The organism is Gordonia mangrovi (assembly GCF_024734075.1).
Taxonomy (GTDB): Bacteria; Actinomycetota; Actinomycetes; order Mycobacteriales; family Mycobacteriaceae; genus Gordonia; species Gordonia mangrovi.
This window is the reverse complement of record NZ_CP102850.1, coordinates 204,944-228,940: the sequence shown is the minus strand read 5'-3', so window position 1 is coordinate 228,940 and position 23,997 is coordinate 204,944. Positions and strand designations below refer to the sequence as shown.

The 23,997-nt window shown below is 67.3% G+C and carries 24 protein-coding genes; 15 read left to right on the top strand and 9 right to left on the bottom strand.

Annotated features, from left to right (window positions below; all coding sequences use genetic code 11):
* The first annotated feature begins 116 nt into the window (after window positions 1-116).
* Complete coding sequence (locus NWF22_RS01075) at window positions 117-710, top strand: HU family DNA-binding protein (RefSeq protein ID WP_160901005.1); 594 nt, start codon at window positions 117-119, stop codon at window positions 708-710.
* A 113-nt stretch (window positions 711-823) separates the two neighbouring features.
* Here the strand turns inward: NWF22_RS01075 and NWF22_RS01070 are convergent, their stop codons facing one another.
* From NWF22_RS01070 to cofC, 3 genes are read right to left on the bottom strand one after another with little or no spacing between them, the layout of a single operon-like run.
* Window positions 824-1,738 (bottom strand): NUDIX hydrolase, encoded by a 915-nt coding sequence (locus NWF22_RS01070; RefSeq protein ID WP_160901006.1) that lies wholly within the window; start codon window positions 1,736-1,738, stop codon window positions 824-826.
* Between the two features lie 37 nt (window positions 1,739-1,775).
* Window positions 1,776-3,959 (bottom strand): RNA degradosome polyphosphate kinase, encoded by a 2,184-nt coding sequence (locus tag NWF22_RS01065; protein ID WP_160901007.1) that lies wholly within the window; start codon window positions 3,957-3,959, stop codon window positions 1,776-1,778.
* A gap of 7 nt (window positions 3,960-3,966) precedes the next feature.
* Window positions 3,967-4,746, bottom strand: coding sequence for a 2-phospho-L-lactate guanylyltransferase (gene cofC, locus NWF22_RS01060; RefSeq protein WP_233750885.1), 780 nt, complete (start codon window positions 4,744-4,746; stop codon window positions 3,967-3,969).
* Between the two features lie 118 nt (window positions 4,747-4,864).
* On the opposite strand from cofC, the gene NWF22_RS01055 reads away from it, so the two are divergent.
* Entirely contained in the window at window positions 4,865-5,869 is a 1,005-nt protein-coding gene (locus NWF22_RS01055) for an NAD(P)H-dependent glycerol-3-phosphate dehydrogenase (RefSeq protein ID WP_160901008.1), read from the top strand.
* An 11-nt stretch (window positions 5,870-5,880) separates the two neighbouring features.
* Here the strand turns inward: NWF22_RS01055 and NWF22_RS01050 are convergent, their stop codons facing one another.
* On the bottom strand, window positions 5,881-6,399 hold the full coding sequence (locus NWF22_RS01050) for a DUF3515 domain-containing protein (RefSeq protein WP_258321287.1): 519 nt from the start codon (window positions 6,397-6,399) through the stop codon (window positions 5,881-5,883).
* Window positions 6,400-6,448: 49 nt separating this feature from the next.
* The gene (locus tag NWF22_RS01045; protein WP_160901009.1) at window positions 6,449-6,694 is read right to left on the bottom strand and encodes an Lrp/AsnC ligand binding domain-containing protein; all 246 of its coding nucleotides are present in this window, start codon (window positions 6,692-6,694) and stop codon (window positions 6,449-6,451) included.
* A 97-nt stretch (window positions 6,695-6,791) separates the two neighbouring features.
* On the opposite strand from NWF22_RS01045, the gene thiL reads away from it, so the two are divergent.
* The 3 genes from thiL to NWF22_RS01030 are packed head-to-tail and all read left to right on the top strand — an operon-like array spanning window position 6,792 to window position 9,077.
* A complete protein-coding gene (gene thiL / locus NWF22_RS01040; protein WP_258321286.1) occupies window positions 6,792-7,811 on the top strand; it encodes a thiamine-phosphate kinase in 1,020 nt (339 codons plus the stop codon).
* Window positions 7,812-7,842: 31 nt separating this feature from the next.
* Window positions 7,843-8,364, top strand: coding sequence for a gamma carbonic anhydrase family protein (locus tag NWF22_RS01035; protein ID WP_160901011.1), 522 nt, complete (start codon window positions 7,843-7,845; stop codon window positions 8,362-8,364).
* Window positions 8,361-9,077, top strand: a complete 717-nt coding sequence (locus tag NWF22_RS01030) for a uracil-DNA glycosylase (protein ID WP_160901012.1) — start codon at window positions 8,361-8,363, stop codon at window positions 9,075-9,077. The genes NWF22_RS01035 and NWF22_RS01030 overlap by 4 nt, the downstream gene beginning before the upstream one ends.
* A gap of 11 nt (window positions 9,078-9,088) precedes the next feature.
* Here the strand turns inward: NWF22_RS01030 and NWF22_RS01025 are convergent, their stop codons facing one another.
* Both NWF22_RS01025 and rpmB read right to left on the bottom strand, forming a co-directional pair.
* Window positions 9,089-9,904, bottom strand: coding sequence for an enoyl-CoA hydratase/isomerase family protein (locus tag NWF22_RS01025; protein WP_160901013.1), 816 nt, complete (start codon window positions 9,902-9,904; stop codon window positions 9,089-9,091).
* A gap of 130 nt (window positions 9,905-10,034) precedes the next feature.
* On the bottom strand, window positions 10,035-10,226 hold the full coding sequence (gene rpmB, locus NWF22_RS01020; protein WP_124706538.1) for a 50S ribosomal protein L28: 192 nt from the start codon (window positions 10,224-10,226) through the stop codon (window positions 10,035-10,037).
* A gap of 200 nt (window positions 10,227-10,426) precedes the next feature.
* Between rpmB and fakA the strand changes: the two genes are divergently transcribed.
* Genes fakA through NWF22_RS01005 form a run of 3 tightly spaced genes read left to right on the top strand, consistent with a single transcriptional unit; the run spans window position 10,427 to window position 15,107 of the window.
* Complete coding sequence (gene fakA / locus NWF22_RS01015) at window positions 10,427-12,094, top strand: DAK2 domain-containing protein (protein ID WP_233750886.1); 1,668 nt, start codon at window positions 10,427-10,429, stop codon at window positions 12,092-12,094.
* On the top strand, window positions 12,094-14,352 hold the full coding sequence (gene recG, locus NWF22_RS01010; protein ID WP_160901457.1) for an ATP-dependent DNA helicase RecG: 2,259 nt from the start codon (window positions 12,094-12,096) through the stop codon (window positions 14,350-14,352). The genes fakA and recG overlap by 1 nt, the downstream gene beginning before the upstream one ends.
* Before the next feature lie 35 nt (window positions 14,353-14,387).
* Complete coding sequence (locus NWF22_RS01005; protein ID WP_202398192.1) at window positions 14,388-15,107, top strand: HNH endonuclease family protein; 720 nt, start codon at window positions 14,388-14,390, stop codon at window positions 15,105-15,107.
* On the opposite strand, the gene NWF22_RS01000 is transcribed toward NWF22_RS01005, so the two are convergent.
* A complete protein-coding gene (locus NWF22_RS01000) occupies window positions 15,067-16,206 on the bottom strand; it encodes an MFS transporter (protein WP_160901014.1) in 1,140 nt (379 codons plus the stop codon). The two genes, NWF22_RS01005 and NWF22_RS01000, sit on opposite strands and share 41 nt — an antisense overlap.
* Before the next feature lie 12 nt (window positions 16,207-16,218).
* A complete protein-coding gene (locus NWF22_RS00995) occupies window positions 16,219-17,607 on the bottom strand; it encodes an HNH endonuclease (RefSeq protein WP_258321285.1) in 1,389 nt (462 codons plus the stop codon).
* Between the two features lie 112 nt (window positions 17,608-17,719).
* On the opposite strand from NWF22_RS00995, the gene NWF22_RS00990 reads away from it, so the two are divergent.
* The 7 genes from NWF22_RS00990 to octT are packed head-to-tail and all read left to right on the top strand — an operon-like array spanning window position 17,720 to window position 23,993.
* Complete coding sequence (locus NWF22_RS00990; RefSeq protein WP_160901015.1) at window positions 17,720-18,997, top strand: glutamate-5-semialdehyde dehydrogenase; 1,278 nt, start codon at window positions 17,720-17,722, stop codon at window positions 18,995-18,997.
* Window positions 18,997-19,917: an AAA family ATPase gene (locus tag NWF22_RS00985; RefSeq protein WP_202398193.1), complete on the top strand. Its 921-nt coding sequence runs from the start codon at window positions 18,997-18,999 to the stop codon at window positions 19,915-19,917. Before NWF22_RS00990 ends, NWF22_RS00985 begins: the two co-directional genes overlap by 1 nt.
* The gene (locus tag NWF22_RS00980) at window positions 19,917-21,350 is read left to right on the top strand and encodes a vWA domain-containing protein (protein ID WP_160901017.1); all 1,434 of its coding nucleotides are present in this window, start codon (window positions 19,917-19,919) and stop codon (window positions 21,348-21,350) included. Before NWF22_RS00985 ends, NWF22_RS00980 begins: the two co-directional genes overlap by 1 nt.
* Before the next feature lie 52 nt (window positions 21,351-21,402).
* Window positions 21,403-22,107 carry a nicotinate-nucleotide adenylyltransferase gene (nadD, locus tag NWF22_RS00975; RefSeq protein WP_160901018.1) on the top strand — a complete coding sequence of 235 codons (705 nt, stop codon included), beginning with the start codon at window positions 21,403-21,405 and terminating at the stop codon, window positions 22,105-22,107.
* Between the two features lie 49 nt (window positions 22,108-22,156).
* Complete coding sequence (gene rsfS / locus NWF22_RS00970; RefSeq protein WP_160901019.1) at window positions 22,157-22,519, top strand: ribosome silencing factor; 363 nt, start codon at window positions 22,157-22,159, stop codon at window positions 22,517-22,519.
* Window positions 22,516-23,229: a histidine phosphatase family protein gene (locus tag NWF22_RS00965; protein ID WP_160901020.1), complete on the top strand. Its 714-nt coding sequence runs from the start codon at window positions 22,516-22,518 to the stop codon at window positions 23,227-23,229. The genes rsfS and NWF22_RS00965 overlap by 4 nt, the downstream gene beginning before the upstream one ends.
* On the top strand, window positions 23,226-23,993 hold the full coding sequence (gene octT, locus NWF22_RS00960) for a diglucosylglycerate octanoyltransferase (protein WP_160901021.1): 768 nt from the start codon (window positions 23,226-23,228) through the stop codon (window positions 23,991-23,993). Before NWF22_RS00965 ends, octT begins: the two co-directional genes overlap by 4 nt.
* The last annotated feature ends 4 nt before the right edge of the window (window positions 23,994-23,997 follow it).

The window sequence follows — 23,997 nt, the reverse complement described above, 5'->3', positions numbered from 1 at the left end:
CGATTTCGCAACATGCCTCGTTAATTGGCGTGGAAGATGGACGTTTTCGAATTCGACGTTTACCGTGTGGAGTTAGCTGGCCTACCAATGGGTCAGAACAGCTTGCGGAGGTTTCAATGAACAAAGCAGAGCTCATTGATGAGCTGACCAAGAAGCTCGATGCGGATCGCAAGACTGCGACGGCCGCCGTCGAGCTCGTGGTGGACACGATTGTGCGCGCCGTGAACAAGGGCGAGAGCGTGACGATCACCGGCTTCGGTGTCTTCGAGAAGCGCAAGCGCGCTCCTCGCGTCGCGCGCAACCCGCGTACCGGCGAGACCGTGAAGGTGCGTGCCACTTCGGTTCCCGCGTTCCGGCCGGGAGCGCAATTCAAGGCGGTCGTCGCGGGCAAGCAGAAGCTGTCGGCCACCGGACCCGCAGTGAAGCGGGGCAGTGCCACGACCGCGGCTCCGGCGAAGAAGACCGCGGCGAAGAAGACCGCGGCGAAGAAGACTGCGGCCAAGAAGGCTCCGGCCAAGAAGACCGCGGCCAAGAAGGCAGCTCCGGCGAAGAAGACCGCAGCGAAGAAGGCAGCTCCGGCGAAGAAGACCGCAGCCAAGAAGGCTCCGGCCAAGAAGACCGCAGCCAAGAAGGCTCCGGCCAAGAAGACCGCAGCCAAGAAGACTCCGGCCAAGAAGACCGCAGCCAAGAAGACCACCGGACGCCGCTGAGGCTCCGGCACTTCGAACCGGCACTTCGAACCGGCACTTCGAACCGTCCACTTCGAACCGTCCACTTCGGCCCTCGACGAACTTCCCACGTCGGGGGCCGAAGCGTGTGTGGATCAGTTGCCGTTGCGGTCCGTGTGCGGTTGCGGGCTGTCGATGTGGTCGGCGGCCACCAGACGGCCGTTCAGAGTCGACAACACCCAGACGCTGCCTTTCCGATTGCGCTTGGCGGGCAACGTCAGGTCGTCCTCGTCGGCCCACCAGCGCATCAGCGGCGGGATCACCTTTCCCTGACTGCACACCGCGTGGATCGCGGAGGTGTCGGTGGCGATCTCACGCATACGGCGATGGGCGGCGCCGGGATCGGCCTTGTAGGCCTCCTCGGACAGTGAGGTCTCCGGCACGATGGCCACGCCGAGCTTCTCCGCCGCGGGGGCCAGCGTCTGCTCGCAGCGCAACCGGTCGGCCGAGTGCAGGCGCTCGGCGCCGAAGCTAGAGAGCAACGCCGCCAGGTCGCGGGCCTGTGCCCGACCGAACTTGTCCAGCGGGCGCATTCGGTCATCACCCTTGTACCGCGAGCGCTGCCCGGCGCGTGCGTGACGCACCAGCAGCAGGGTGTGCGTATCGGGCGGGAGGCGCTCGAACTCTTTGAGGACCTTCCGGTCCAGCCCGTAGCTGAGCAGACCGGCCGCCGCGGCAGGCTCGAGCCACCGCAGTTCGTCGACCTCCCGGTTGGGGGTGAAGTCACCTCCGAGTGCACGCGCAGTCCAATAGCGCACCCGTTTGTACCCGCTGGGGATCTGGTAGCCGACGTCCATCAGGTGGCGGCCGAGGCGGCTCAACTGCCCGGTCTCCTCGCGGATTTCACGGACCGCTGTGGAGATGAGCGTCTCGCCGGAGTCGATCTTGCCCTTGGGGAGGGTCCAGTCGTCGTAGCTGGGTCGGTGAACGAGGCAGATCTCGACGCTGTCGCGCGTCGGGCGCCACAGCACGGCGCCCGCCGCCCACACCGACTTCGTTGTCTTGGACATCGAAGCGAATCCTAGGGGTTCGAGGTTGCCGGCCGGTTCACGCGTGCGGGTCGGGTCGCCGACGGTTGCGTCGGATCATCTGCCGTTGGTGATCGCGGACTTCCTCACCGGCAGCCGGCGACGCCGCCCAACTCCCGTCGGATTGCAGCTCCCAACACCGCGTCCGCGGATCGAGCGCCGAGGCGAAGACGTCGCCGAGTTCAGTGGTCAGACGATGGTCACGAACCTGGACCATCACCTCCACCCGGCGGTCGAGGTTGCGGTGCATCATGTCGGCGCTGCCGATCCAGTACTCGTCCTGCGCGCCGAAATACAACACGCGAGAGTGTTCGAGGAACTGACCGAGGATCGAACGAACCACGATGTTCTCGCTGACCCCGAGCATTCCCGGCCGCAGCGCGCAGATGCCGCGGACGACGATCTCGACCGGAACGCCGTTCTGCGATGCGCGATAGAGGGCGTCGATCACCTGCTCGTCGACGAGGGCATTGGCCTTGAGTTGCACGCGGGCTCGGGTGTCGCCTTGGAGGAAGCGGTCGATCTCACCGTTGATGCGCTCGATGATGCCCGAACGAATCCCGTGTGGTGCCACCAGGATGTTGCGGTACTCCTTCTTTCGTGAGTAGCCGGTGAGGGTGTTGAACAGATCGGTGAGATCGGCGCCGATGTCGGGCGCGGCGGTGAACAGGCCCACGTCCTCGTAGAGCCGGGCGGTCTTGGGGTTGTAGTTGCCGGTGCCGATGTGGCAGTAGCGTCGGATCGACGAGCCCTCGCGACGAACCACCAGACATGTCTTGCAGTGCGTCTTGAGGCCCACGAGGCCATAGACCACGTGGACGCCCGCCTGCTCGAGCTGCCTGGCCCACTTGATGTTCGCCTGCTCGTCGAATCTCGCCTTGATCTCCACCAGTGCGACGACCTGTTTGCCGGCCTCGGCGGCGTCGATGAGCGCGTTGATGATCGGGGAGTCGCCCGAGGTGCGGTACAGCGTCTGCTTGATCGCGAGCACCTGCGGATCAGCCGCGGCCTGTTCGATGAAGCGCTGCACACTCGTCGAGAACGAGTCGTAGGGATGGTGGACGAGCACGTCACCTTCGCGGAGCGTGGAGAAGATGCTCTTGGGTGTCTCGCGCTCGCCGAACGCGGGATGGGTCGCGGGAACGAACGGGCGGTCCTTCAGATGTGGCCGATCGAGACCGTTGACCTCGAAAAGGCAGGACAGATCCAGCAATCCCGGGACCTGGATGACATCGTCGGGGTTCACATCGAGTTCGCGCAGCAGCAGTTCGAGCATGTGCTCGCTCATGTCGTCGGCGACCTCGAGTCGCACCGGGGAGCCGAAGCGTCGACGCGCGAGCTCGCGTTCGAGTGCCTGCAGCAGGTCCTCGTCGCGGTCCTCCTCGACCTCGAAGTCGGCATTGCGGGTGATCCGGAAGGCGTGATGCTCAACGATTTCCATACCCGGGAACAGATGCCCCAGGTTGGCCGCGATCAGCGTCTCGAGCGGCAGGAGGATGGTCTTCGACTCGTCTTCTTTCGACGCGTCGGCACGCCGCATCAGGGTGTCGACCCGGATCAGCCGGCTGACGTTGTCGGGCACCTTGATCCGGGCGAAATGTTCGCCACCTTCGTTGGCATCCTTGACCGTCACGGCCAGGTTCAACGACAGGCCGCTGATGTAGGGGAACGGGTGAGCCGGGTCCACGGCCAGCGGGGTCAGCACCGGGAACACGTCTTCGTGGAAGTAGTCGACCAGCCGGGTCTTCTGCTCCTCGGAGAGTTCGGCCCAGGTGACGACATAGATGTCGTTGTCGGCCAGCGCGGGGTTCACCGAATCGAGGAAGACCCGGGCATGCCGCTCGGCGACCGTCTGGGTGCGCGCGGCGATGCGGCGCAGCTGTTCTCGGGGTGACAGGCCGTCCGCCGACCGCACCGACAGTCCGGTCTCGTCGCGACGTTTCAGTCCGGCGACGCGCACCATGAAGAACTCGTCGAGGTTGGAGGCGAAGATCGCGAGGAATTTCGCCCGTTCCAATAACGGCATCGACGTGTCCTCGGCCAGGGCCAGCACGCGTGAGTTGAAGTCCAGCCAGCTCAGTTCACGATTGAGGTAGCGGTCGTCGGGAAGATCGGTCGCCTCTTCCGGGACCAGTGTCGCGGCGGGCGGCGCCCCCGGGATCGAGGTGATCGGTTGCGTGGCGATGTCGTCGGCAGGGCTCACGGTTCAATCATGACGCATCGCGGGTTGCGCGGAGACGTTTGGTGGCCGTCTCCGACTGTGCCGACCCGTTCGTGGCGGGTGCGGGCGCCCGTGCGCCGTCCAGGACCGCCGCGGTGTGGCGACCCACTCCCAACAACTGTGCGGCGTCGAGGTCGGCGGCGGTGTCCACGTCGGTGCGCAGATCCGGCCATCGGCGGTGCTGCGGATCGAGTTCGACGGCTCCGGTGGCCCGATGGGCGGCCGCGGAACCGGGCCCGAATCGTGGTGGTTCGGTGATACCCCGCCCACGCAGGAGGACCGTGGTGCCGTGCCCGTTCCGATCGGTCAGCACCGCCTGCGGCAATCCGCGCGCCGCGTCGATCACCGCCCGCATGCTAGGGGCCGTCGCGGCGGGCAGATCCGCCTGCACCAACATCACCGTCCGCATGGTCGGCCAGCGGCGGCGGGCGAGCGCCGAGGCTTCGGCGAATGCCTGGTTGAGTCGGTCGGCGCCGATTGGTTGTGCGATGCGGTCCTCACCCACGCTGGTCGCGCCCGCCGCATGCGCTGCGGTGAGCACCTTGGTGTCCGGGCTGATCACCACGATGCGGTCGACGCCGGCCTGTCGCAGCGCATCCATGGTGTCGAGCAGCATCGCCAGGACGAGGTCGCGGTGCAGTCCGTCGGAGGCTCGTCCGCGACTGGCCGCCAGTCGGGACTTGGCCTCGGCAAGGCGTTTGACCGCCAGCACGGCGACGACATCACCCGAGCGTGTTGCGCCCGCGTCGGTGTGTGATGTCGGTTCCATGGCATCCATGATGCCGACCGCGGCTCCGGGCGTGACGTGCACCCGCCCGATCCGCTCCGGCGCTCGTGACCCACGCACTAGTCTGAGGTGCGAAGTTGTGGTCGGCGAAGGAGTGGTCGTGCGTGCGGTGGTGATGGGTGCGGGTTCCTGGGGAACCGCGATCGCGAAGGTCTTGGTGGACGCCGGGACGGACACGACGATGTGGGCTCGGCGGCCCGAACTCGCCGAACGCATCACCCACGACCACACAAACACCGACTACCTGCCCGGGATCACGCTGCCCGACGGACTGCGGGCGACGAGCTCGGTGGTCGACGCGGTCACCGGGGCCGACGTGGTGGTGTGTGCGGTGCCCTCGCAGTCCCTGCGCGCGAACCTCACCGACTGGATGCCGCATGTGGCCGCGGAATCGACCTTCGTCTCGCTCGCCAAGGGAGTGGAGACCAGCACGCTGATGCGGATGAGTGAGGTCATCTCCGAGGTCTCCGGTGCGCCGGATGACCGGATCGCCGTGTTGTCCGGACCCAACCTCGCGCGTGAGATCGCCGAGGGGCAGCCGGCGGCGACCGTCATCGCCTGTAGCGACGAACACCGCGCCGAGGAGCTGCAGCAGGCCTTCAACACCGGGTACTTCCGGCCGTACACCAACACCGACGTGGTGGGCTGCGAGATCGGCGGTGCGGTGAAGAACGTCATCGCACTGGCGTGCGGGATGGCCAGCGGTGTCGGGTTCGGTCAGAACACGCTCGCGACCATCATCACCCGCGGTCTCGCAGAGACCATCCGGCTCGCCGTGGCGGTGGGTGCGCAGATCGAGACCCTGGCCGGTCTCGCCGGAGTGGGCGACCTGGTCGCCACCTGTTCGTCGCCGCTGTCACGCAACCGGACGTTCGGTGCGCATCTCGGGCAAGGGGCGACGATGCAGGAGGCGCAGGAGGCCACCCACGGACAGGTCGCCGAGGGGGTCAAATCGTGTTCGTCGGTGCGGGCACTCGCCGACAAGTTCGACGTCGAGATGCCGTTGACCGACGCGGTCCATCAGGTCTGCCACTCGGGCCTGTCGGTTGCCGATGCGGTGAGTTCGCTTCTCGGCCGCCGCACCAAACCCGAGATCTACGACTGACCGACCCGGGATCAGCCGAAGTCGAGCGGTGCCCGCGGCAACGTCCGGTCGATCACCGCGCTGACGTCGGTGATGGGTGCGTTGCCGGCGTTCTCGGGAATCCACATCGCCACATATGGTCGATGGTCGACACACACGTATGCCTGTCCGGCACCCTCGACGGTATCGGTGATGAACCACTGGACCGGGTTGATCACCTGCAGGTTGCTCGTCGGCGACAGTTCGTCGGGACGGGAGATACCGCATCGCAGGGTGACCGGATCGGTGTCGCCGTCCGACGGCCACGTCACCGTGGTGCCCTCCACCTGCTTGTCGCCGAATCCGTCGAAGGTCTGTGGCAGCGCGTCGACGAGTGTGGCGCACTCGGCCGCTGACGGCTCGCCGGATGCGTAGTCCTCGATCGGGGTGGTGGGTTCCGGACGCAGCGCCGCGAACGTGATGAAGCCGACGATCACCATCGCCGGGATGGCCACCAGGGTGGCGATGAGTGCCGGACTCAGTCTCGGGCCGGTCTGGTCGTCGTCGGTCACGACGAACACACTAGTGACCGGACCCGGAGACGCTGCGACCGTCGGCCGGTCAGTGCGCGGACTGCACCACGGGGCAGGTGAGAGTACGGGTGATGCCGTCCACCTTCTGAATCTGTGGCACGACGTTCTCCGTCAGGTGCGTCGCGTCGGCCGCGTCCACGCGGACGATGACATCGTAGGGTCCGCTGACCTCTTCGGATGTGGCGACGCCGGAGATCTCCGCGATCGTTGCCGCTGCCAGTGCGGCCCTTCCGACCTCGGTCTGGATCAGAATGTATGCCTGAACCACGCCCATCCTCTCGTCTGTACCGGAGTCCGGCTGTCGACCCGGTGTCAGTATTGTCGCTGACAACCCCGTCCAAGCGCGACTGGAAGCGAATCGAGGAGTTGTGGTGTCCGTCGGAGATGCCCGGGATCCGGTCGATCGATCGAGAACTGTCGGCGAGGTCGGGGAGCGGCGACTGATAGCCGAATTGACACGATCATCACGTGCGCTGGACGTCACCCACCGGCCACCGGACGTCGTCATCGGTTCCGGAGACGATGCGGCGGTGATCGACAGCGGTGGGCCCACGGTCATCAGTACCGACACCGCGGTCGCCGGTCGGCACTTCCGATTCGACTGGTCGGATCCGCGCACCGTGGGAGCGCGTGCGGTGGTGCAGAGCGCCGCCGACATCGCGGCGATGGGTGGTCGCGTGACGGGCACGGTCGTGTCGATCGCCTGTCCCCCCGACACCACCGTCGGCACCGTGCTCGACATGAACGCCGGAATCCTCGACGCGACCCACCGGCTCGGCGGCCGGGTCCTCGGCGGCGATCTCGTGGGCGCCGACGAGGTGGTGCTCACCGTGACCACCGTGGGTGCGCTCGACGGTGCGACACCCATCGTGGTCGGCGGTGCGCGGCCAGGAGACCTCCTCGCCGTCACCGGCAGTGCCCTGGGCGCCAGTGCCGCCGGACTGGCGCTGCTGCTCGACGCGCAGCGACGTGGGACCGACGAACTGCTCACCGAATTCTCCGGTCTCGTCGCCGCACATCGGCTCCCGGCGCCGGATCTGACTCAGGGGCCCGCCGCGGCCCGCGCCGGTGCGCATGCGATGACCGACATCTCCGATGGCCTCGTGGAGGAATTGATCACCATGGCCGCGGCGTCGGGAGTGCAACTGTCCGTGGCCGGCGACCGGATTCCGGTCAGTGACGACATGCGTTCTGCCGCTGAGCGTCTCGGTGTGGATCTCCGTGACTGGACGGTAACCGGCGGCGAGGACCACGAACTGCTCGGGTCGTTCGCGGCGGGCTCGGTGCCGCCCGGGTGGACCACGATCGGCGAGGTCCATGACGGCACCGCGGTGTGGGTGGATGGTCGAACGGTGCAGGATCTGCAGGGCTGGCAGTCGTTCGGATCGTGAGGCCGGATCGGGCATGCCCTAGATTCGGGGGATGGCTATCTATGCGCTCGGTGAACGTGAACCCACCGTCGGCGACGATGTGTACATTCATCCGGATGCCGTCGTCATCGGCGACGTGACGCTGGGCGACGGGGTGTCGATCTGGCCGACCGCGGTGCTGCGCGGCGACTCCGGGACCATCACCGTGGGGCGCCGCACCAACATCCAGGACGGCACCATCATCCACTGCACACCGATCGATGCCACGGTGATCGGTGCGGAATGCGTGGTCGGTCACAACGCGCACATCGAGGGCGCGACAATCGGCGACCACTGCCTGATCGCGTCCGGGTCGGTGGTGCTCAACGGGTCCACGATCGGCAGCGGTGCCGTCGTCGGTGCCGGCGCGGTGGTCCCGTTCGGGTTCACGGTGCCGGACCGGGCGATGGCGCTGGGTGTGCCGGCCAGGATCCGGGAGGGATTCCAGGTGCCGGAAGGACACGTCGATCTCAACGTCGAGATGTACTTCGAGAACGCCAAGTATTTCCGGGAATCGCTGCGGAGGATCGGATGAGTGCACCCACACCCGCGTCCGACGGTACCGGCGCCAAACCCCTGTCGGATCTGATCGACCCCGGCTGGGCCGATGCGTTGGCGCCGGTCGAACCGGTCATCAGCGCGATGGGGCAGTTCCTGCGCGCGGAGAACGCGGCTGGACGTGGCTACCTGCCGGCCGGCAAGAACGTGTTGCGGGCATTCACCGATCCGTTCGCCGACGTCCGGGTGCTGATCGTCGGGCAGGACCCGTATCCGACGCCCGGTCATGCGGTGGGACTGAGTTTCTCGGTGGCGCCCGAGGTGTCGCCGATTCCGAGGTCGCTGGCCAACATCTACCGCGAGTACTCCGCGGACCTCGGCTACCCGGCGCCCGCCAACGGGGATCTCACTGGGTGGGCGAAATCCGGCGTGCTGTTGTTGAACAGGGTCCTCACCGTGTCCCCGGGAGCACCCGCATCGCACCGCGGGAAGGGCTGGGAACAGGTCACCGAGTGTGCGATCAAGGCGTTGGTCGCCCGCGCTGCCGACCCCCTGGTGGCCATCCTGTGGGGGCGTGACGCCGCCGGACTCGCGAAGTGGCTGCCCGACGTGCCGGTGATCGAGTCGGCTCATCCGTCACCGTTGTCGGCGAGCCGAGGTTTCTTCGGTTCCCGACCGTTCAGCAGAGCCAATGAGGCGCTGGAGGATCTGGGAGCCGACCCGATCGATTGGCGATTGCCCGAGGCCTGACGTCAGCTGGGTCAGGCGTTGCGGGCGGAGCCGAAGTCCGGCTTGCGCTTGGCGACGAAGGCATCGACGCCTTCGATCCCCTCCGGTGATGCGGACAATGCCGAGATCGACCGGGCCTCCGCGGCGAGCTGATCGCCCAGGGTGGACGTGGCCGAACGGGTGAGCAATGCGCGCGCGGCGGCGTCGGACTGCCACGGACCCGATGCGATCTTGGCCGCGGCCGCGAGTGCCGCGGCGTCGACTTCGTCGTCGGTGACGATCTCGGACAACAACCCCCAGTCGAGTGCCTTTTCGGCGTCGATGACCGGGTCGGTGAGGATGATCTGACGGGCGCGAGCCGCGCCGACGAGACGGGGCAGCGTCCACGTCATCCCGCCATCGGGAGACAGCCCGATACCGCGGTAGGCCGGTCGCATCTTGGTCGATGGGCCACCGATCGCGACGTCGGCGTGGGTGACGATGCTCATTCCGGCCCCGGCGGCCCAGCCCTTGACCGCCGCCACCACCGGTCGCTCGGCCTCGTGCAGGGCGTTGATGAAGGCGTGAAAATTGTCGGCGATCTCGCGCAGGAAGGTGGGGCGGTGAGCGGCGGAGGCGAAGTCGCGGACGTTGCCACCGGCGCAGAAGTTCGCGCCCGGACCCTTGAGCAGGATCACACCGACCCGGCGCTCGCCGCGAGCGACCTCGCGCAGCGCGGCGGCGCCGGCGGCCAGGGCGTCGTCATTGAGTGGATTGCCCGGGGCCGAGGACGAGATCGCGATCGTCAGGATGCCGTCGTTGTCGGTGACGGGTTCGGCTGTGGGTGCGGTGACAGAGTCGGCGGTCATGGTCTGCAGACTCTAGCCGGAACGCACAAAGACCCGACTCCCAGGGCCGAGCAAGTGTTCGCTCGGGGAGTCGGGTGCAGTGTGGATGTCGATTCGAGGCCGACGCCGATGGCGCCAGCCGCCGGAAGCGTCAGACGCGAGCGGTCTTGCCGGCCTTCAGGCAGGAGGTGCACACGTTCTTGCGCTTGCGGTTCCCCGGCGCGACCTCGACGCGCACCGACTGAATGTTCGGGTTCCACCGGCGGTTCGTGCGGCGGTGCGAGTGTGACACCGACTTGCCGAAGCCCGGTCCCTTGCCGCAGATGTCGCAGACGGCAGCCATCGTCGAACTCCCTTGTGTTGATGAAAGTGGTCGTGTTCTGCCCGCAGTTCCACGATCGGCGACCTGCGTCGACGGGCACAGTTGCAAGGCAACCCTGCAAGAATAGCCGCATCGACCCGACCGGGCCAAATCGTGGTGCCCGGGTAACCTCGAACACATCCGGCCAACGGCCATCGTCGCTGCCAACGGTAAGGGGTTACATGGAGTCGGTGTTCGACGGTGGTCTCATCAAGACGATGAATCCGCAGCTCCTGCGGGATTGGGCGCATACCGCGGTCGAGGGACTCGAGACCCTGCGCGGCGAGATCAACGACCTGAACGTCTTCCCGATCCCGGACTCCGACACGGGCAGCAACATGCTGTTCACGATGCAGGCCGCAGCCGACGGCCTCGCCCCGCTGTCCGAGGACGCGGGTACCGCGCAGGTGGCGCGGGCGATGGCCGACGCAGCGATCGCCCAGGCCCGGGGCAATTCCGGCATCATCCTCTCGCAGGTGCTGATCGGTCTGGCCGACGCCGCCGAACTGATGGCCGACGAGACGCAGATGACCTTCAACCAGTTGTGGGCGGCGGGCCTGCGGCTCGGTTCGCTGGCGGCCGTTCGTGCGGTCAGCGACCCTCGTGAGGGTACCGTCCTCACCCTGATCCGCACCGCCGCCGAAACCGCCGCATCGCATCTCTCGGAATCGGCGGGCGATCTGGCCCGTGCGGTCGCCGACGATTGCGCGGAAGCGCTCGAACACACGCCCGAGCAGCTGCCCGAGCTCGCCGAGGCGGGCGTCGTGGACGCGGGTGGGCGGGGTTTTCTCGCGCTGGCCGACGCCATGGTCGCGGTGTTGACCGGTGTCGCACAACGCCGGCGCCGCTATCGCGGCATCTTGATCGGCGGTGGCATCCCGGGCCATCAGGGCAACGATGCGTGCACCGGCGGCAGCGACATGGACTTCGAGGTGATGTATTCGCTCGACGGTGCCGCCGGCGAGCAGGTTGGCTCGTTGCGCCAGGTTCTCAACGAGATCGGTGACTCCGTCGTCATCGTGGGCGACAGCTCGTCTGGTGGAGAACGATTCTCGGTCCATGTGCACACCAGTGATCCCGGCCGGGCGGTGGAGGAAGGCGCGATGCGTGGCCCGATCGCCGAGGTCCGGATCAGCTGTTTCGCTCTCGATGCGATCCACGCCCAGGTCGACACGGCCGAGCCGCCGCCCCGGCACAAGCGTGCGGTGGTCGCGGTGGTCACCGGCGAGGGCGCCGACGAACTGTTCACCGAGGCCGGGGCCGCGGTACTGCGCGCCGACGGCGGACTCGCGCCGGAGGCCCTCACCGAGGCGATTCGCGGGACCGACAGTGCACACGTGGTGGTGATGGCCAACGGCAAACTGAGTTCGCAGGATCTGGTGTCGGTGACGGCGGCCACGCGCTCGGCGCAGCGTTCGGTGGTGTTCCTGCCGACGTCGTCGATGGTGCAGTGCCTGTCGGCGCTGGCCGTGCACGATCCCACCGAGGCCCCCGATCCGGACACCTATGCGATGGCCGAGGCGGCCGCCGGCACCCGATGGGGTTCGCTGGTGCGCGCGGAGAGCCGGATCATGACACTCGCCGGTACCTGTGAGGTGGGCGACGTGTTGGGCATGATCGGGTCCGACGTCCTGGTGATCGCCGCCGACCAGACCGGAGCGGCGACCGCACTGGTCGACCTGATGCTCGCCACCGGCGGCGAGATGGTCACGGTGATGGCGGGTTCCGGCGTCGATGACGCCGCGCTGGACGCGCTCACCGAACAGATGCGCCGCAGCTATCCGGGTGTGGAGCTCGCCATCTACCGCACCGGTCAACCCGATCAGCTGCTGCAGGTGGGGGTCGAGTGATGGTCGCGATGGCCGATGGCCTCGACACGGTGCTCAGCCCCAAGGTCGTCGCGCAGATCGAGACCCTCGGCATCGTCACCGTCGGCGAGCTGCTGCGCTACGCGCCGCGCCGATATGTGCGGCAAGGTCAGTTCTCCAACCAGGAGCTGCCCGTCGAAGACGACTGGCTGACGATCGTCGGCCGCGTCAACAGCGCCGCCATGATCCCGATGAAGAAGCGCTCGGGAAAGTTCCTGAAGGTCACCGTGACCGACGATGACTACACCTACGTGGCCAACTTCTTCAACGCCCGCTTCATCCAGCATCGGATCAAACCGGGGGCCCGGGTGCTGATGGCGGGCAAGGTGAAACTCTTCCGCGGGCAGATCCAGTTGTCCCACCCGCAGTGGGCGGTGCTGCCCGATGGCGAGGCGGGCGTGGACGGGGTGGTCGGCTCGGCGATGCTGGCGGAAATGTTGGGCGCGGAGGCGGAGTCGCTCGACGAGTCGGGGAACACCGCAGCGGAGGCTCTGGTGGATCGGTCGATCATCCCGATCTACCCGGCCACCAAGGACATCCAGACCTGGACCATCTGGGCGGCGATTGCGCGCACACTGGCCGCGGTCGAGCGCAGCGGCGCGCAGGCCGACGCCCTCACCGACCAGCAGCAGACATCGCGCGGGCTGATCAGCACGGCCGAGGCTCTGCACAAAGTGCATCTGCCCGACACCGACGATGACATCGAGTCCGCGCGGGCGCGCTTGAAGTTCGACGAGGCAATGGCCATCCAGACCGTGCTGGCCCAACGTCGGATCGCCGGCCGCACCGAGAACGGTCCGCCGTGCCCGCACGTCGACAACGGCCTCGAGGACCGACTGCGCGAGCGTCTGCCGTTCACGCTGACCGACGGGCAGAAGGACGTGGTGGCCGAGATCGCGGAGGATCTGGGTCGGGACACCCCGATGAGTCGCCTCCTGCAAGGTGAGGTCGGTTCCGGTAAAACTCTCATCTCCCTGCTCGCGATGCTCCGGGTGGTGGACAACGGGCATCAGTGCGCGATCCTCGCACCGACGGAAGTTCTTGCCGCACAGCACTACCGGACGATGACGTCGATGCTCGGGAATCTCGCGGAAGCCGGCGAGTTGACCGCGGCGGAGGGGGCGACGAAGATCGCGCTGCTGACCGGGTCGATGAAGACCGCGGGGAAGCGTCAGACCCTGCTGGACGTGGTCACCGGCGAGGCCGGCATCGTGGTGGGGACCCACGCCCTTCTCGAGGAGAACGTGGCGTTCTTCGACCTGGGTATGGTCGTGGTGGACGAGCAGCACCGATTCGGCGTTGAACAACGGGATACGTTGCGCGGCAGGGGAAAAGACCGTCTGATGCCGCATTTCCTGGTGATGACCGCGACCCCGATCCCGCGCACGGTCGCGATGACGGTGTTCGGCGACCTCGACACCTCGGTGCTCACCGAGTTGCCCACGGGTCGCCAACCCATCAAGACGACGGTGGTGCCCATGCGCAACTCGACCTGGGTGGACCGCGCGTGGGCGCGGGCGGCCGAGGAGATCGCGCAGGGACGCCAGGTGTATGTGGTGTGTTCACGGATCGGTGACGATCCCGACGCCAAGAAGAAGCCGAAGGCAGGCACTGCCGAATCGGAACCGAAGAGCACGTCCGTGGTCGACCAGTACGCCGAGTTGCTGGGCGGTCCCCTCGCCGAACACCGGATAGAGATGTTGCACGGTCGGCTTCCCGGCGACGAGAAGAACGCGATCATGGACGCGTTCGGTCGGGGTGAGATCGACGTGGTGGTCTCCACCACCGTCATCGAGGTCGGTGTGGACGTCCCCAACGCCACGATGATGGTCATCGTCGATGCGGAGCGATTCGGGGTCAGTCAGCTGCATCAGCTGCGCGGTCGTGTCGGCCGCGGCCAACACCCCGGCTTGTGTCTGTTGATGACCTCGGCGCCGGATATCTCGCAGTCGATGCAACGTCTCCGAGCGGTCGAGGCGTCGACCGACGGCTTCGAACTCGCCCGTGTGGATCTCGAGCAGCGCAGGGAAGGAGACGTGCTCGGCTCGTTGCAGTCCGGCGGCGTCTCCTCGCTGCACTTCTTGTCCTTGCTGGAGGACGGCGATGTGATCGCCGATGCCCGCGAACTCGCCGACGAGGTGGTGGGCGCCGATCTGCCGCTGGCCGATCATCGTCCGCTCGCCGACCTCGTCGACGCCGTCTTGGTGCCCAACAAGGTCAAGTACCTCGACAAGTCCTGACGGAACCGTCCGCGGGGCCACGGCGTCCAAATCCCATGGGGGCGCGTGCAGGGTGGCCGGTGCGGTGGTGGGTGATGCTCGTCGGCGGCGTGCTGACCTCGGTGATCGTGGCCGGGGGAGTGCTGACGGCCGGACGTGGATTGTCGATCGATCCGGCGGTCAGCAGCCACGCGCGTGCGGCGTTGGTGCGGTTGGCGGAGCTTACGGTGACCGACGGTCGCCCATCACGGTCGGACTACCGGCGTGCGGCGTTCGGCGCGGCGTGGACCGACGCCGCAACCGTGCTCGGTGGTGGCAACGGATGCGACACCCGAAACGACGTCCTGGCGAGAGATCTCACAGATCTGCGCCGATCCATGGTCGACAGCTGTCCGAATGCGGTGGCCGGCGGTGAGTTCCGCAGCCCCTACACCGGGGACTTCATCGTGTTCCGGCGGGACCGACGCGCGGGCGATGTGCAGATCGATCACATCGTGCCACTCGCGTATGCCTGGGATATGGGTGCATGGTCGTGGCCGGTGACCATGCGGACGAATCTCGCCAACGATCCCGCGAACCTGGTCGCCGTGGATGCCGCGTCGAATCTCACGAAATCCGATCAGGCCCCGGCGCAGTGGCTGCCGCCGAACCGAGGTTTCCACTGCCAGTATGTGACCCAGTTCGTGATGGTGATGGCCGGATATCGCCTGACCGTCGACCGCCCCTCACACGACGTCATGGCTGCGGTCCTGCGGTCGTGTGCTGCGGTCGAGTAGAAACGAACCGTGCGCACGCGAGGGTCACCACGGCGATGGATGCGGCCATCGTCAGGAAGGCCTCTGCATACCCGAGTCGGGCGACGAACCAACCGAATCCGACGGCACCGAGCCCGAGGCCGCCGTCGTAGGCGATGTTCCAGATGATGCTCGCCGTGCCGCTGCGTTCGGCACCGAGACGTTGAACGGTCACCACGAACGAATCGTTCTGACACGAACCGAAACCGACGCCCAGTAACGCGGCCCCGAGGATGAGTGACCAGGCGGGTCCGCCGAGAGATATCGCGATGATCGTGCAACCCAGGGCCGCGACGAGCACCGACACCACCAGCAATCGTCCGGCTGCGTGGCGGTCACCGAGGAATCCTGCGCCCAGCCGTCCGATCACCAATGCGATGGACGCCGCGAGCAGTGCGGCGGCGACTGTCACCGCATCCGGCCCGGACAGGGAGAGGAATGTGGTGGCGGCGCCGAAGGACCCCGCGACCATCACGAACAGGATGATGGGCACCGTGATCGGCCGTACATCGGACACCGACGGCCGTTGGAAACGCCCGTGCACCCCGCCCGGAAGCCAGCAGGCCGTGACAGTGCCCGCCAGGCTCGCAGCACCGGCCACATAAAACACGAGGTCGTAGCCCAGCACGTCGACGGCCCACACGCCGCCGGCCAGAGCGCCGATGTTCGGGAGCGCCGCAGCGGCACCGTAATAACCCGAATAGGAGGCGAGCTTTCCGGGGCCCGCGAGGTCGGCCACGATCACCGCCCCGGCGATCACGATGAAAGCGAATCCAACGCCACGGATCACACTGATCAGCACGATCGGGGCGGCCTCGGTCGCCAGCGGATAGAGCGCCGTCGGGACACCGAGGAGGACTGCGCCAAGCACCATCATGGTGCGGAGGGAGACGTGTTGGAACAACCACGGCATGGAGAGTTGTGTGAGTACGGTGGCCGCCATCATCGCCCCGGTGGTGGCGCCGACCACCACGCTCCCGGCGCCACCGCTCGACGCCCACATGGGCACCACGGGAAGCAGCGCGGCGTAGTTGACGAAGGCCAGGAAGGTCGCCGCCATCAGCGCCACGAGATTGCTCATGGCACCAGGGTTTCACGCAGCGTTGAGCAGCGCGAGGAGACGGGACTCCACCACGCTCGTGGTGTCCGGGACATGACCGACGGCCGGTGGCGCTGCCGACAGGTGAGTGCCGCCGGTCGGTGTATGGATCTCCATCCGGTGTCCCCCGGACGTTTCCACCACCGTGTATCGCCAGCCGTCGGCCTCCTTCGCCAGATTGTGGGCGCGACAGGCCCCGTCGCCGTTCACATCGGTGGTGGCGCCACCGTGTCGATGCGGTGTCGCATGATCGGTCTCGGCTATCGGTGCTCCGCAATACGGTGTGCGACACAATCGGTCACGCATGGCGATGAAGTGTGCCAGCGCCTTGGGAAACGTGCGGGACCGCGCGTCCATGGAGACCAGCGTGCCGTCGCGTGGTCGCGCGAACAATCGTCGCAGCGTCGATCTCGTCGCCTCGTCGGTACCTTCGGCGATCATCTGTCGCGCCAGGCTGCTCGGGATCGGACCGAACCCGGGGATCTCCGCGGCCTCGTCGCTGGTGGTGAGCATGGTGCGTTCGGACATGACCACGTTCACCGACACCGGCACCTTCTCGGCGGAGGACTGGCCGGTGACCCGCTCGACGAGCGTGTCGGCCATGATCTGCGCATGCGTCCGGTCGTCACCCCCGACCGTCGCGTCGGCATGTGCTTTGAGTGACGCATACACGGCGACTCCCTGTTTCAGGGGGAGCAGCGCCGAGAGTTTCGTCATCAGATCCGGGGCCGGGCGTACCCCGACGCGGCGGTCCTTCTCCGCCCGGGCCGATCGCGCGACCACGGCGTGTGGGTCGAGTTCGTAGGCGTGTTTTTTGGCCGAGGCCTCGAGTGCGCGATCGCTGACGCCGTCCAGGACGGCCGGATCGGCGCACATGCGTCGATCGATCTCGGTTCGGGTTTCTTTTGTCAGATAAGCGGTTTCACGGACCAGGATCGTGGCACGCCACTCGGTGAGCGTCCCGGACGTCAACGCCCGCATCGTGTGCGGCATCTCGTGGGCGAGAGCCCGTGTGAAACCCAGGTATTGACTGCCTTTTCGCGGGGACACCTTCCGGGCGAGACCGACCTCTGCCGACAGGCTGCGCCCGCGCCGGGATGCCGGTACGTTGCGCATCTGCTCGTCGGCGTCCCGCAACTCCTCGAGTCGCGCCGTCTCACGCACTTGCGCGGCAGCGCAGGCCGACTTGATCTCCTCGAGCAGCGTCAGGCGTCGTGTCGCGTCGGCCTCGGTGTCGGCTACGGCAAGCGATGCAACCGAATCCAGCGTGGAGCGCAGGAAGTCGGGCGCAGCCGGCGTCTCTGCAGCAGGTTCGGCGTTACCCGGCGTCACAACCGACACGTCCACCGACATCGACCCCCCGATCGATTGATTCGAACTCACGTTCGAGGGTACGCCACGATCGTGATCGGCGCAACAGCCGGGATTGGGGCGCTTCCGGGCGCACCGCTACTCTGGTGGGCGACATGTTTCCGCAGGCGAAGTCGAGGATTCCATGAGTGCACCCACCGCCGATTCGGGCGTGGTGGCGACCGATGTCGAACAGGTTGTCACGGGTCTGGCCAAGGCCGCCAAGGTCGCGTCGCGTGCCCTGGCCGGGTTGACGACCGCCGCCAAGAACGAGGTGCTGCTCGCGGCGGCCGAGGCGATCGAGGCCGACAGTGAGGCAATTCTGGCCGCGAATGCGGCCGACATCACCCGTGCGGACAACGACGGCACCGAGGCCAGCCTGATCGACCGTCTGCGGCTGACCCCCGAGCGCATCACCGGGATTGCCGACGGGCTTCGCCAGGTGGCCGTGTTGCCGGATCCGATCGGCACCGTGGTGTCCGGGAAGACGCTGCCCAACGGTATGGAACTGCGTCAGTTGCGGGTGCCGCTCGGTGTGGTCGGCATGGTCTACGAGGCACGGCCGAATGTGACCGTGGATGCGTTCGGCATCGCCTTCAAGTCGGGCAACGCGGTCCTGCTGCGCGGTTCGTCATCGGCGGCGAACTCGAACGCGGAGCTCGTCCGGATTCTGCGTGAGGTGATGCGCGACCAGGGGGTCAACCCCGATTCGGTGGCACTTCTGCCGAGCGAGGATCGTTCCAGCGTCACCGCGCTGATCCGGGCGCGTGGCCTCGTCGACGTCGTGATCCCGCGCGGGGGCGCGGGACTGATCAACGCGGTCGTGGCCAATGCGACGGTGCCCACCATCGAGACCGGCACCGGCAACTGCCATGTCTACGTGCATGCGCTCGCCGATCTCGATGTCGCCACCCGCATCGTGCTGAACTCGAAGACCCGTCGGCCCAGCGTCTGCAACACCGCCGAGACGGTACTCATCGACAAGGCCGTGGCGTCCGACGCGTTGCCGAAGATCTCGCAGGCCCTGCAGGCGCAGGGCGTGGTGATCCACGGTGATGAACCCGGTATGGAGCCGGCGACGGACACGGACTGGGCCGAAGAGTATCTGTCGATGGACATCGCGATGAAGGTCGTCGACGACCTGGATGCGGCGGTCGCCCACATCGACACCTGGGGGACCGGTCACACCGAGGCGATCGTCACCACCGATCTGGCCGCCGCGCGGGAATTCACCTCGCGGGTCGATGCGGCGGCGGTGATGGTCAACGCGTCGACCGCGTTCACCGACGGTGAGCAGTTCGGGTTCGGTGCCGAGATCGGCATCTCGACACAGAAACTGCATGCGCGCGGTCCGATGGGGCTGCCGGAACTCACCTCGACGAAGTGGACCGTCTGGGGCGACGGCCACATCAGGCCCGCCTAATGGCCGAGACGACCGCCGCGACCGGCGGGCCCACCACCGTGCCATCGTTCACCGACGTCGCCGACGTCACCACACGGCTGCGCGACACCGGCTATCTCGCCGACGACGCCACTGCCACGTCGACGTACCTGGCCGACCGGCTCGGCAAACCGCTCCTGGTGGAAGGCCCCGCCGGCGTCGGCAAAACCGAACTGGCGCGGGCGATCTCGCAGTCGACCGACGCCGAGTTCATCCGGCTGCAGTGCTATGAGGGCATCGACGAGGCCCGGGCACTCTACGAGTGGAACCACGCCAAGCAGATCCTGCACATCCAGGCCACCGGCACCCGCGACTGGGACGAGGCGAAGAGCGACATCTTCTCCGACGAGTTCCTGCTGCCGCGCCCGCTGCTGCGCGCCATCTCGAGATCCGAACCGACGGTGCTGCTCATCGACGAGGTGGACAAGGCCGACGTCGACGTCGAGGGGCTGCTGCTCGAGGTGCTCAGCGACTTCGCGGTGACCATTCCCGAGATGGGGACGGTGGCGGCGACTCGCCGCCCGATTGTCATCCTCACCTCGAATGCGACGCGCGACCTCTCCGAGGCGCTCAAGCGTCGCTGCCTGTACCTCTACATCGACTTCCCCGACTCCGCCCGCGAACGTGAGATCCTCGCCTCGCGGGTGCCCGGGCTGCCGGAGGCGCTCGCAGCCGAACTGGTCCGCGTCGTCGGTGTGCTGCGCGCACTCGACATCCGCAAGAAGCCGTCGGTGGCCGAGACCATCGACTGGGGCAACACCCTGCTCGCGCTCGGCGCAGGGGAATCGACCGGTGGCGCCGGGGCGACGCTTGACGACGGGCTGATCGCCCGGACGTTGGGTGTGGTGCTCAAGCACCGCCCGGACCTGAAGACCGCGTTCAAAGAACTCAAGTTGGGCTGATGGCCGGCGCGGCGGAGATTGTGGCGCCCGAGGTGCCGCTGATCGATCATCTCACCGGTTTCGTTGACGAGTTGCGGGCCCGCGGCATCGTCGTCGGGCCGTCGTCGCTCATCGATGCGGCCCAAGCGGTGGAGGTGCTCGATCTCCTCGACCGTCGCACGTTGCGTGAGGGCTTGGCCGCCACCCTGATCAGTGATCAGATGCATCGCCGGGTGTTCGACACCGTCTTCGACCTGTGGTTTCCGTTGGGCACCGGCGCGCGCACCGCGGTCTCCGAATTGCCGAGAACGTCCGACGGCGAGGTGGATGTGGAGGCGATCCGCGACCAGCTGGCCGAGTTGCTCGCCGACGAGTCGCCCGATGCGGACGCGCGGCTCGCGCAGATGGTGGCGCTCATCGTCGACCAGCTCGGACGTTACGATTCCACCCGCGGCGAGGCGTACTCGGCCTATCAGGCGTTGTCGCAGATCAGTCCGCAGACGCTGATCGCGCGGATCGCGGCCGCGATGGCCGGCGGTGATGGCGACGACTCGCTCGGTGATCGGGCCGGTACCGAGCCTCGGTATCGCAGTGCCGCACGTGCTCGCTCGGCCGACCTGCGTGCTGCGATCGAGTCGGAGACACAGCGGCGGATGGCCGGTGCCAAGGGGCGGGAACGGGTCGCGGAGTACGCGGTCCCACAGCTGCCGGAGAACATCAATTTCCTGTCGGCCGGTGCGTCGGATCTCGCGGAGATCCGACGCACGATCGAGCCGCTGGCCCGGCTGCTGGCGGCCAAGTTGGAGATTCGTCGTCGTCGATCGCATCGCGGCGCGGTCGACGTGCGCAAGACGTTGCGGGCATCGATGTCGACCGGCGGTGTGCCGATCGAGCTGACCCACCGCAAGCCCCGCCCGGGGCGTCCGGAGCTCACCGTGATCTGTGACGTTTCGGGTTCGGTGGCAGGATTCTCCCAGTTCACGCTGCGGTTGGTGTACGCGTTGCGTCAACAGTTCTCGAAGGTCCGGGTGTTTGCGTTCGTCGACACCGTCGACGAGGTGACCGACTTCTTCGACCGGGGCGCCGACGACGAGGACTTCGGGACCAGCATGCACCGGATGATCACCACCGCCCGGATCAGCACCCGCGACGGACACTCCGACTACGGCAACATGCTGAAGGGTTTCGTCGACGACTACGTCGAGTCGTTGACTCACCGCGGTGCGCTGCTGATCCTCGGCGACGCCCGCAACAACTACCACGATCCGCGTCTGGAAGCTCTTCGTGAGCTCGTCGACCGAGCCCGGCACGCCTACTGGCTGAACCCCGAGGCCCAGCGCAATTGGGGCACCGGAGACTCGGCGGCGACCGAGTACGCCGAGGCCATCGAGATGTTCGAGTGCCGCAACGCCACCCAGCTCGGTCGGGTGATCGCCGACCTGCTGCCGGTGTGATCTGCAGCGGCTCGCCGGGTGCCGCGTGGTCGACCGCGTAAACTCACACGTCATGGCCACCGACGGGCAGACGTCCACGCGACCGCGCGCACGCCGCATCGGCATCATGGGTGGCACCTTCGATCCCATTCACAACGGTCACCTCGTGGCCGCCAGCGAGGTCGCCCACCGGTTCTCCCTGGACGAGGTGATCTTTGTCCCGACCGGACGGCCCTGGCAGAAGCTGGGCGAGGACGAGGCCGGCAACGTCATCGACGCGACCCGGGCGGTCAGCCCGGCCGAGGATCGCTACCTGATGACGGTCATCGCCACCGCATCCAATCCGCGCTTCAGTGTGAGTCGCGTCGACATCGAACGCGAGGGCGACACCTACACCGTCGACACGTTGCGAGACCTACGCACACTCCATCCCGAGGCGGAGCTGTTCTTCATCACCGGCGCCGATGCACTGGAGTCGATCCTGTCCTGGCAGGACTGGGAAGGGTTGTTCGAACTCGCGCACTTCATCGGTGTCAGCCGCCCGGGCTACGAACTGCACGCCAAGCATCTTGCTCAGCATCTCGGTTCGTTGCCGCCGGACACGTTGCAGATGCTCGAGATCCCGGCGTTGGCGATCTCGTCCACGGATTGCCGTGCCCGTGCCGCGCGCGGCCGGCCGGTCTGGTATCTCGTCCCCGACGGCGTCGTCCAGTACATCGCCAAACGCAAGCTGTACCGCGCGCCGAAGGCGTCCTCGCCAGGGGTGTCCGCGCCCTGATCGCACTCCGCCGCACCACACCGCACCACTCCACGACGGAAGGACTCCAGTGACTGCCTCAGCCGAAGCGCTGCAGATGGCCACCGTGGCGGCACACGCCGCCGCCGACAAACTCGCCCACGACGTCACGGTCATCGACGTCTCCGAACAGCTCGTCATCACCGACATCTTCGTGATCGCGTCGGCCGACAACGAACGGCAGGTCACCGCGATCGTCGACGAGGTGGAGGACAAACTGCGCGAAGCCGGCCACAAGCCCGTTCGACGCGAGGGCACCCGTGAGGGCCGGTGGGCACTGATCGACTACGCCGATATCGTCGTACACATCCAGCACACCGACGAACGGCAGTTCTACGCGCTCGAACGGTTGTGGAAAGACTGCCCGGTGATCGACGTGGACGGCCTCGCATGAGCGGCGGTCCGGACAGCCACGACACTTCTGTGGAACGTCTCACCCCGGTGGTGCGTCGGCTGATCCTGTTGCGTCATGGGCAGACCGACTACAACGCGACCAGCCGGATGCAGGGACAGCTCGACACCGAGCTGTCGACGTTGGGCCGCCGCCAGGCCGAGGACGCCGCGGTCGCGTTGGCCGATCGCGCACCGATGCGCATCCTGTCCTCCGATCTGACCCGCGCCCGCGACACCGCCGAGGCGTTGGCGCGACGGACGGGGCTCACGGTGACCACCGACAAACGGCTGCGCGAGACCCATCTCGGTGATTGGCAGGGCATGACCCACCTCGAGGTCGATGCCGAGATGCCGGGGGCGCGGCGCATCTGGCGCGACGACGCCGCCTGGGCGCCACCGAACGGCGAGAGCCGAATCGACGTCGCCACCCGGGCCACCCCGCTGGTGGACGAGCTCGTCGACATCGTCGACGGCTGGGGCAGTGGCGAACGGCCCGAGGCCCCGGTGGTGCTCGTCGCGCACGGCGGCGTCATCGCCGCGATGACCGCGGCGCTGCTGGACCTGGATCGAAGGTCGTGGCCGGTGTTCGGCGGGCTCGCGAACACCAGTTGGGTGCAACTGTCCGGCCACGGCGTGCCCGGCAGTGCGCCACGGTGGCGATTGGACGTCTGGAACGCCTCGGCCGAGGTGGCCGACGCGGGCGTGCAGTGACGATCCTGATCCTGTCGGATTCACTCGCCTACTACGGACCGACCGGTGGACTGCCCGCCGACGACCCTCGGATCTGGCCGTCGCTGGTGGGGGCGGCATGCGACCGTGACGTCGCGCTGTTCGGCCGGATCGGCTGGACCAGTCGCGATGTCTGGTGGGCCCTGATCCAGGATCCCAACATCTGGGCGGCGGTGCCGACCGCCGAGGTGGTGGTGCTGGCGTTCGGCGGGATGGACAGCCTGCCGTCGCCGCTGCCCACCGCGCTGCGCGAGCAGATCCGCTATGTGCGACCGGCGCGACTGCGCCAGGTGGTGCGCGACGGTTACTCGTGGTTGCAGCCCCGACTGTCGAAGGTCGGGTGGCCGGTGGCGCTGCCGCCGGCGGTCACGGTCGACTATCTGGAGAAGATCCGGGCGGCGCTCGCCGAGTTGCGGCCCGATCTGCCGATCGTGCTGTGCCTGCCGCCGACCCACCGCAGTCCGTACTACGGGTACGTGCACGCCGGGCGGGTACCGACCACAGCGGCCATGCTCCGCTGGGGTCGCCACCACGCGCTGCCCATCGCCGACTTCTATCCGGTCACCTGCGATGCGTTCGGGCAGCGACCCGACACGATGAACCCGGACGGCATCCATTGGGGATTCGAGTGCCATCGGCAGATCGCCGGCGAGGTCATCGGTGCGGTGCGCAACGCGCTGGCCGGCCCCGCCCTCGATGCTGCCGACGCCGCCCCCGACCACCCCGAAATCGACCGGCTAACGTAGACCC

What these genes read in the sequence shown, in the direction of transcription:
- NWF22_RS01075 (WP_160901005.1), top strand. Translation starts at nt 117, where the DNA reads ATGAACAAAGCAGAGCTCATTGATGAGCTGACCAAGAAGCTCGATGCG.
- NWF22_RS01070 (WP_160901006.1), bottom strand. Translation starts at nt 1,738, where the DNA reads ATGTCCAAGACAACGAAGTCGGTGTGGGCGGCGGGCGCCGTGCTGTGG.
- cofC (WP_233750885.1), bottom strand. Translation starts at nt 4,746, where the DNA reads ATGGAACCGACATCACACACCGACGCGGGCGCAACACGCTCGGGTGAT.
- NWF22_RS01045 (WP_160901009.1), bottom strand. Translation starts at nt 6,694, where the DNA reads ATGGGCGTGGTTCAGGCATACATTCTGATCCAGACCGAGGTCGGAAGG.
- NWF22_RS01035 (WP_160901011.1), top strand. Translation starts at nt 7,843, where the DNA reads ATGGCTATCTATGCGCTCGGTGAACGTGAACCCACCGTCGGCGACGAT.
- NWF22_RS01030 (WP_160901012.1), top strand. Translation starts at nt 8,361, where the DNA reads ATGAGTGCACCCACACCCGCGTCCGACGGTACCGGCGCCAAACCCCTG.
- NWF22_RS01025 (WP_160901013.1), bottom strand. Translation starts at nt 9,904, where the DNA reads ATGACCGCCGACTCTGTCACCGCACCCACAGCCGAACCCGTCACCGAC.
- rpmB (WP_124706538.1), bottom strand. Translation starts at nt 10,226, where the DNA reads ATGGCTGCCGTCTGCGACATCTGCGGCAAGGGACCGGGCTTCGGCAAG.
- fakA (WP_233750886.1), top strand. Translation starts at nt 10,427, where the DNA reads ATGGAGTCGGTGTTCGACGGTGGTCTCATCAAGACGATGAATCCGCAG.
- recG (WP_160901457.1), top strand. Translation starts at nt 12,094, where the DNA reads ATGGTCGCGATGGCCGATGGCCTCGACACGGTGCTCAGCCCCAAGGTC.
- NWF22_RS01005 (WP_202398192.1), top strand. Translation starts at nt 14,388, where the DNA reads ATGGGGGCGCGTGCAGGGTGGCCGGTGCGGTGGTGGGTGATGCTCGTC.
- NWF22_RS01000 (WP_160901014.1), bottom strand. Translation starts at nt 16,206, where the DNA reads ATGAGCAATCTCGTGGCGCTGATGGCGGCGACCTTCCTGGCCTTCGTC.
- NWF22_RS00990 (WP_160901015.1), top strand. Translation starts at nt 17,720, where the DNA reads ATGAGTGCACCCACCGCCGATTCGGGCGTGGTGGCGACCGATGTCGAA.
- NWF22_RS00985 (WP_202398193.1), top strand. Translation starts at nt 18,997, where the DNA reads ATGGCCGAGACGACCGCCGCGACCGGCGGGCCCACCACCGTGCCATCG.
- NWF22_RS00980 (WP_160901017.1), top strand. Translation starts at nt 19,917, where the DNA reads ATGGCCGGCGCGGCGGAGATTGTGGCGCCCGAGGTGCCGCTGATCGAT.
- nadD (WP_160901018.1), top strand. Translation starts at nt 21,403, where the DNA reads ATGGCCACCGACGGGCAGACGTCCACGCGACCGCGCGCACGCCGCATC.
- NWF22_RS00965 (WP_160901020.1), top strand. Translation starts at nt 22,516, where the DNA reads ATGAGCGGCGGTCCGGACAGCCACGACACTTCTGTGGAACGTCTCACC.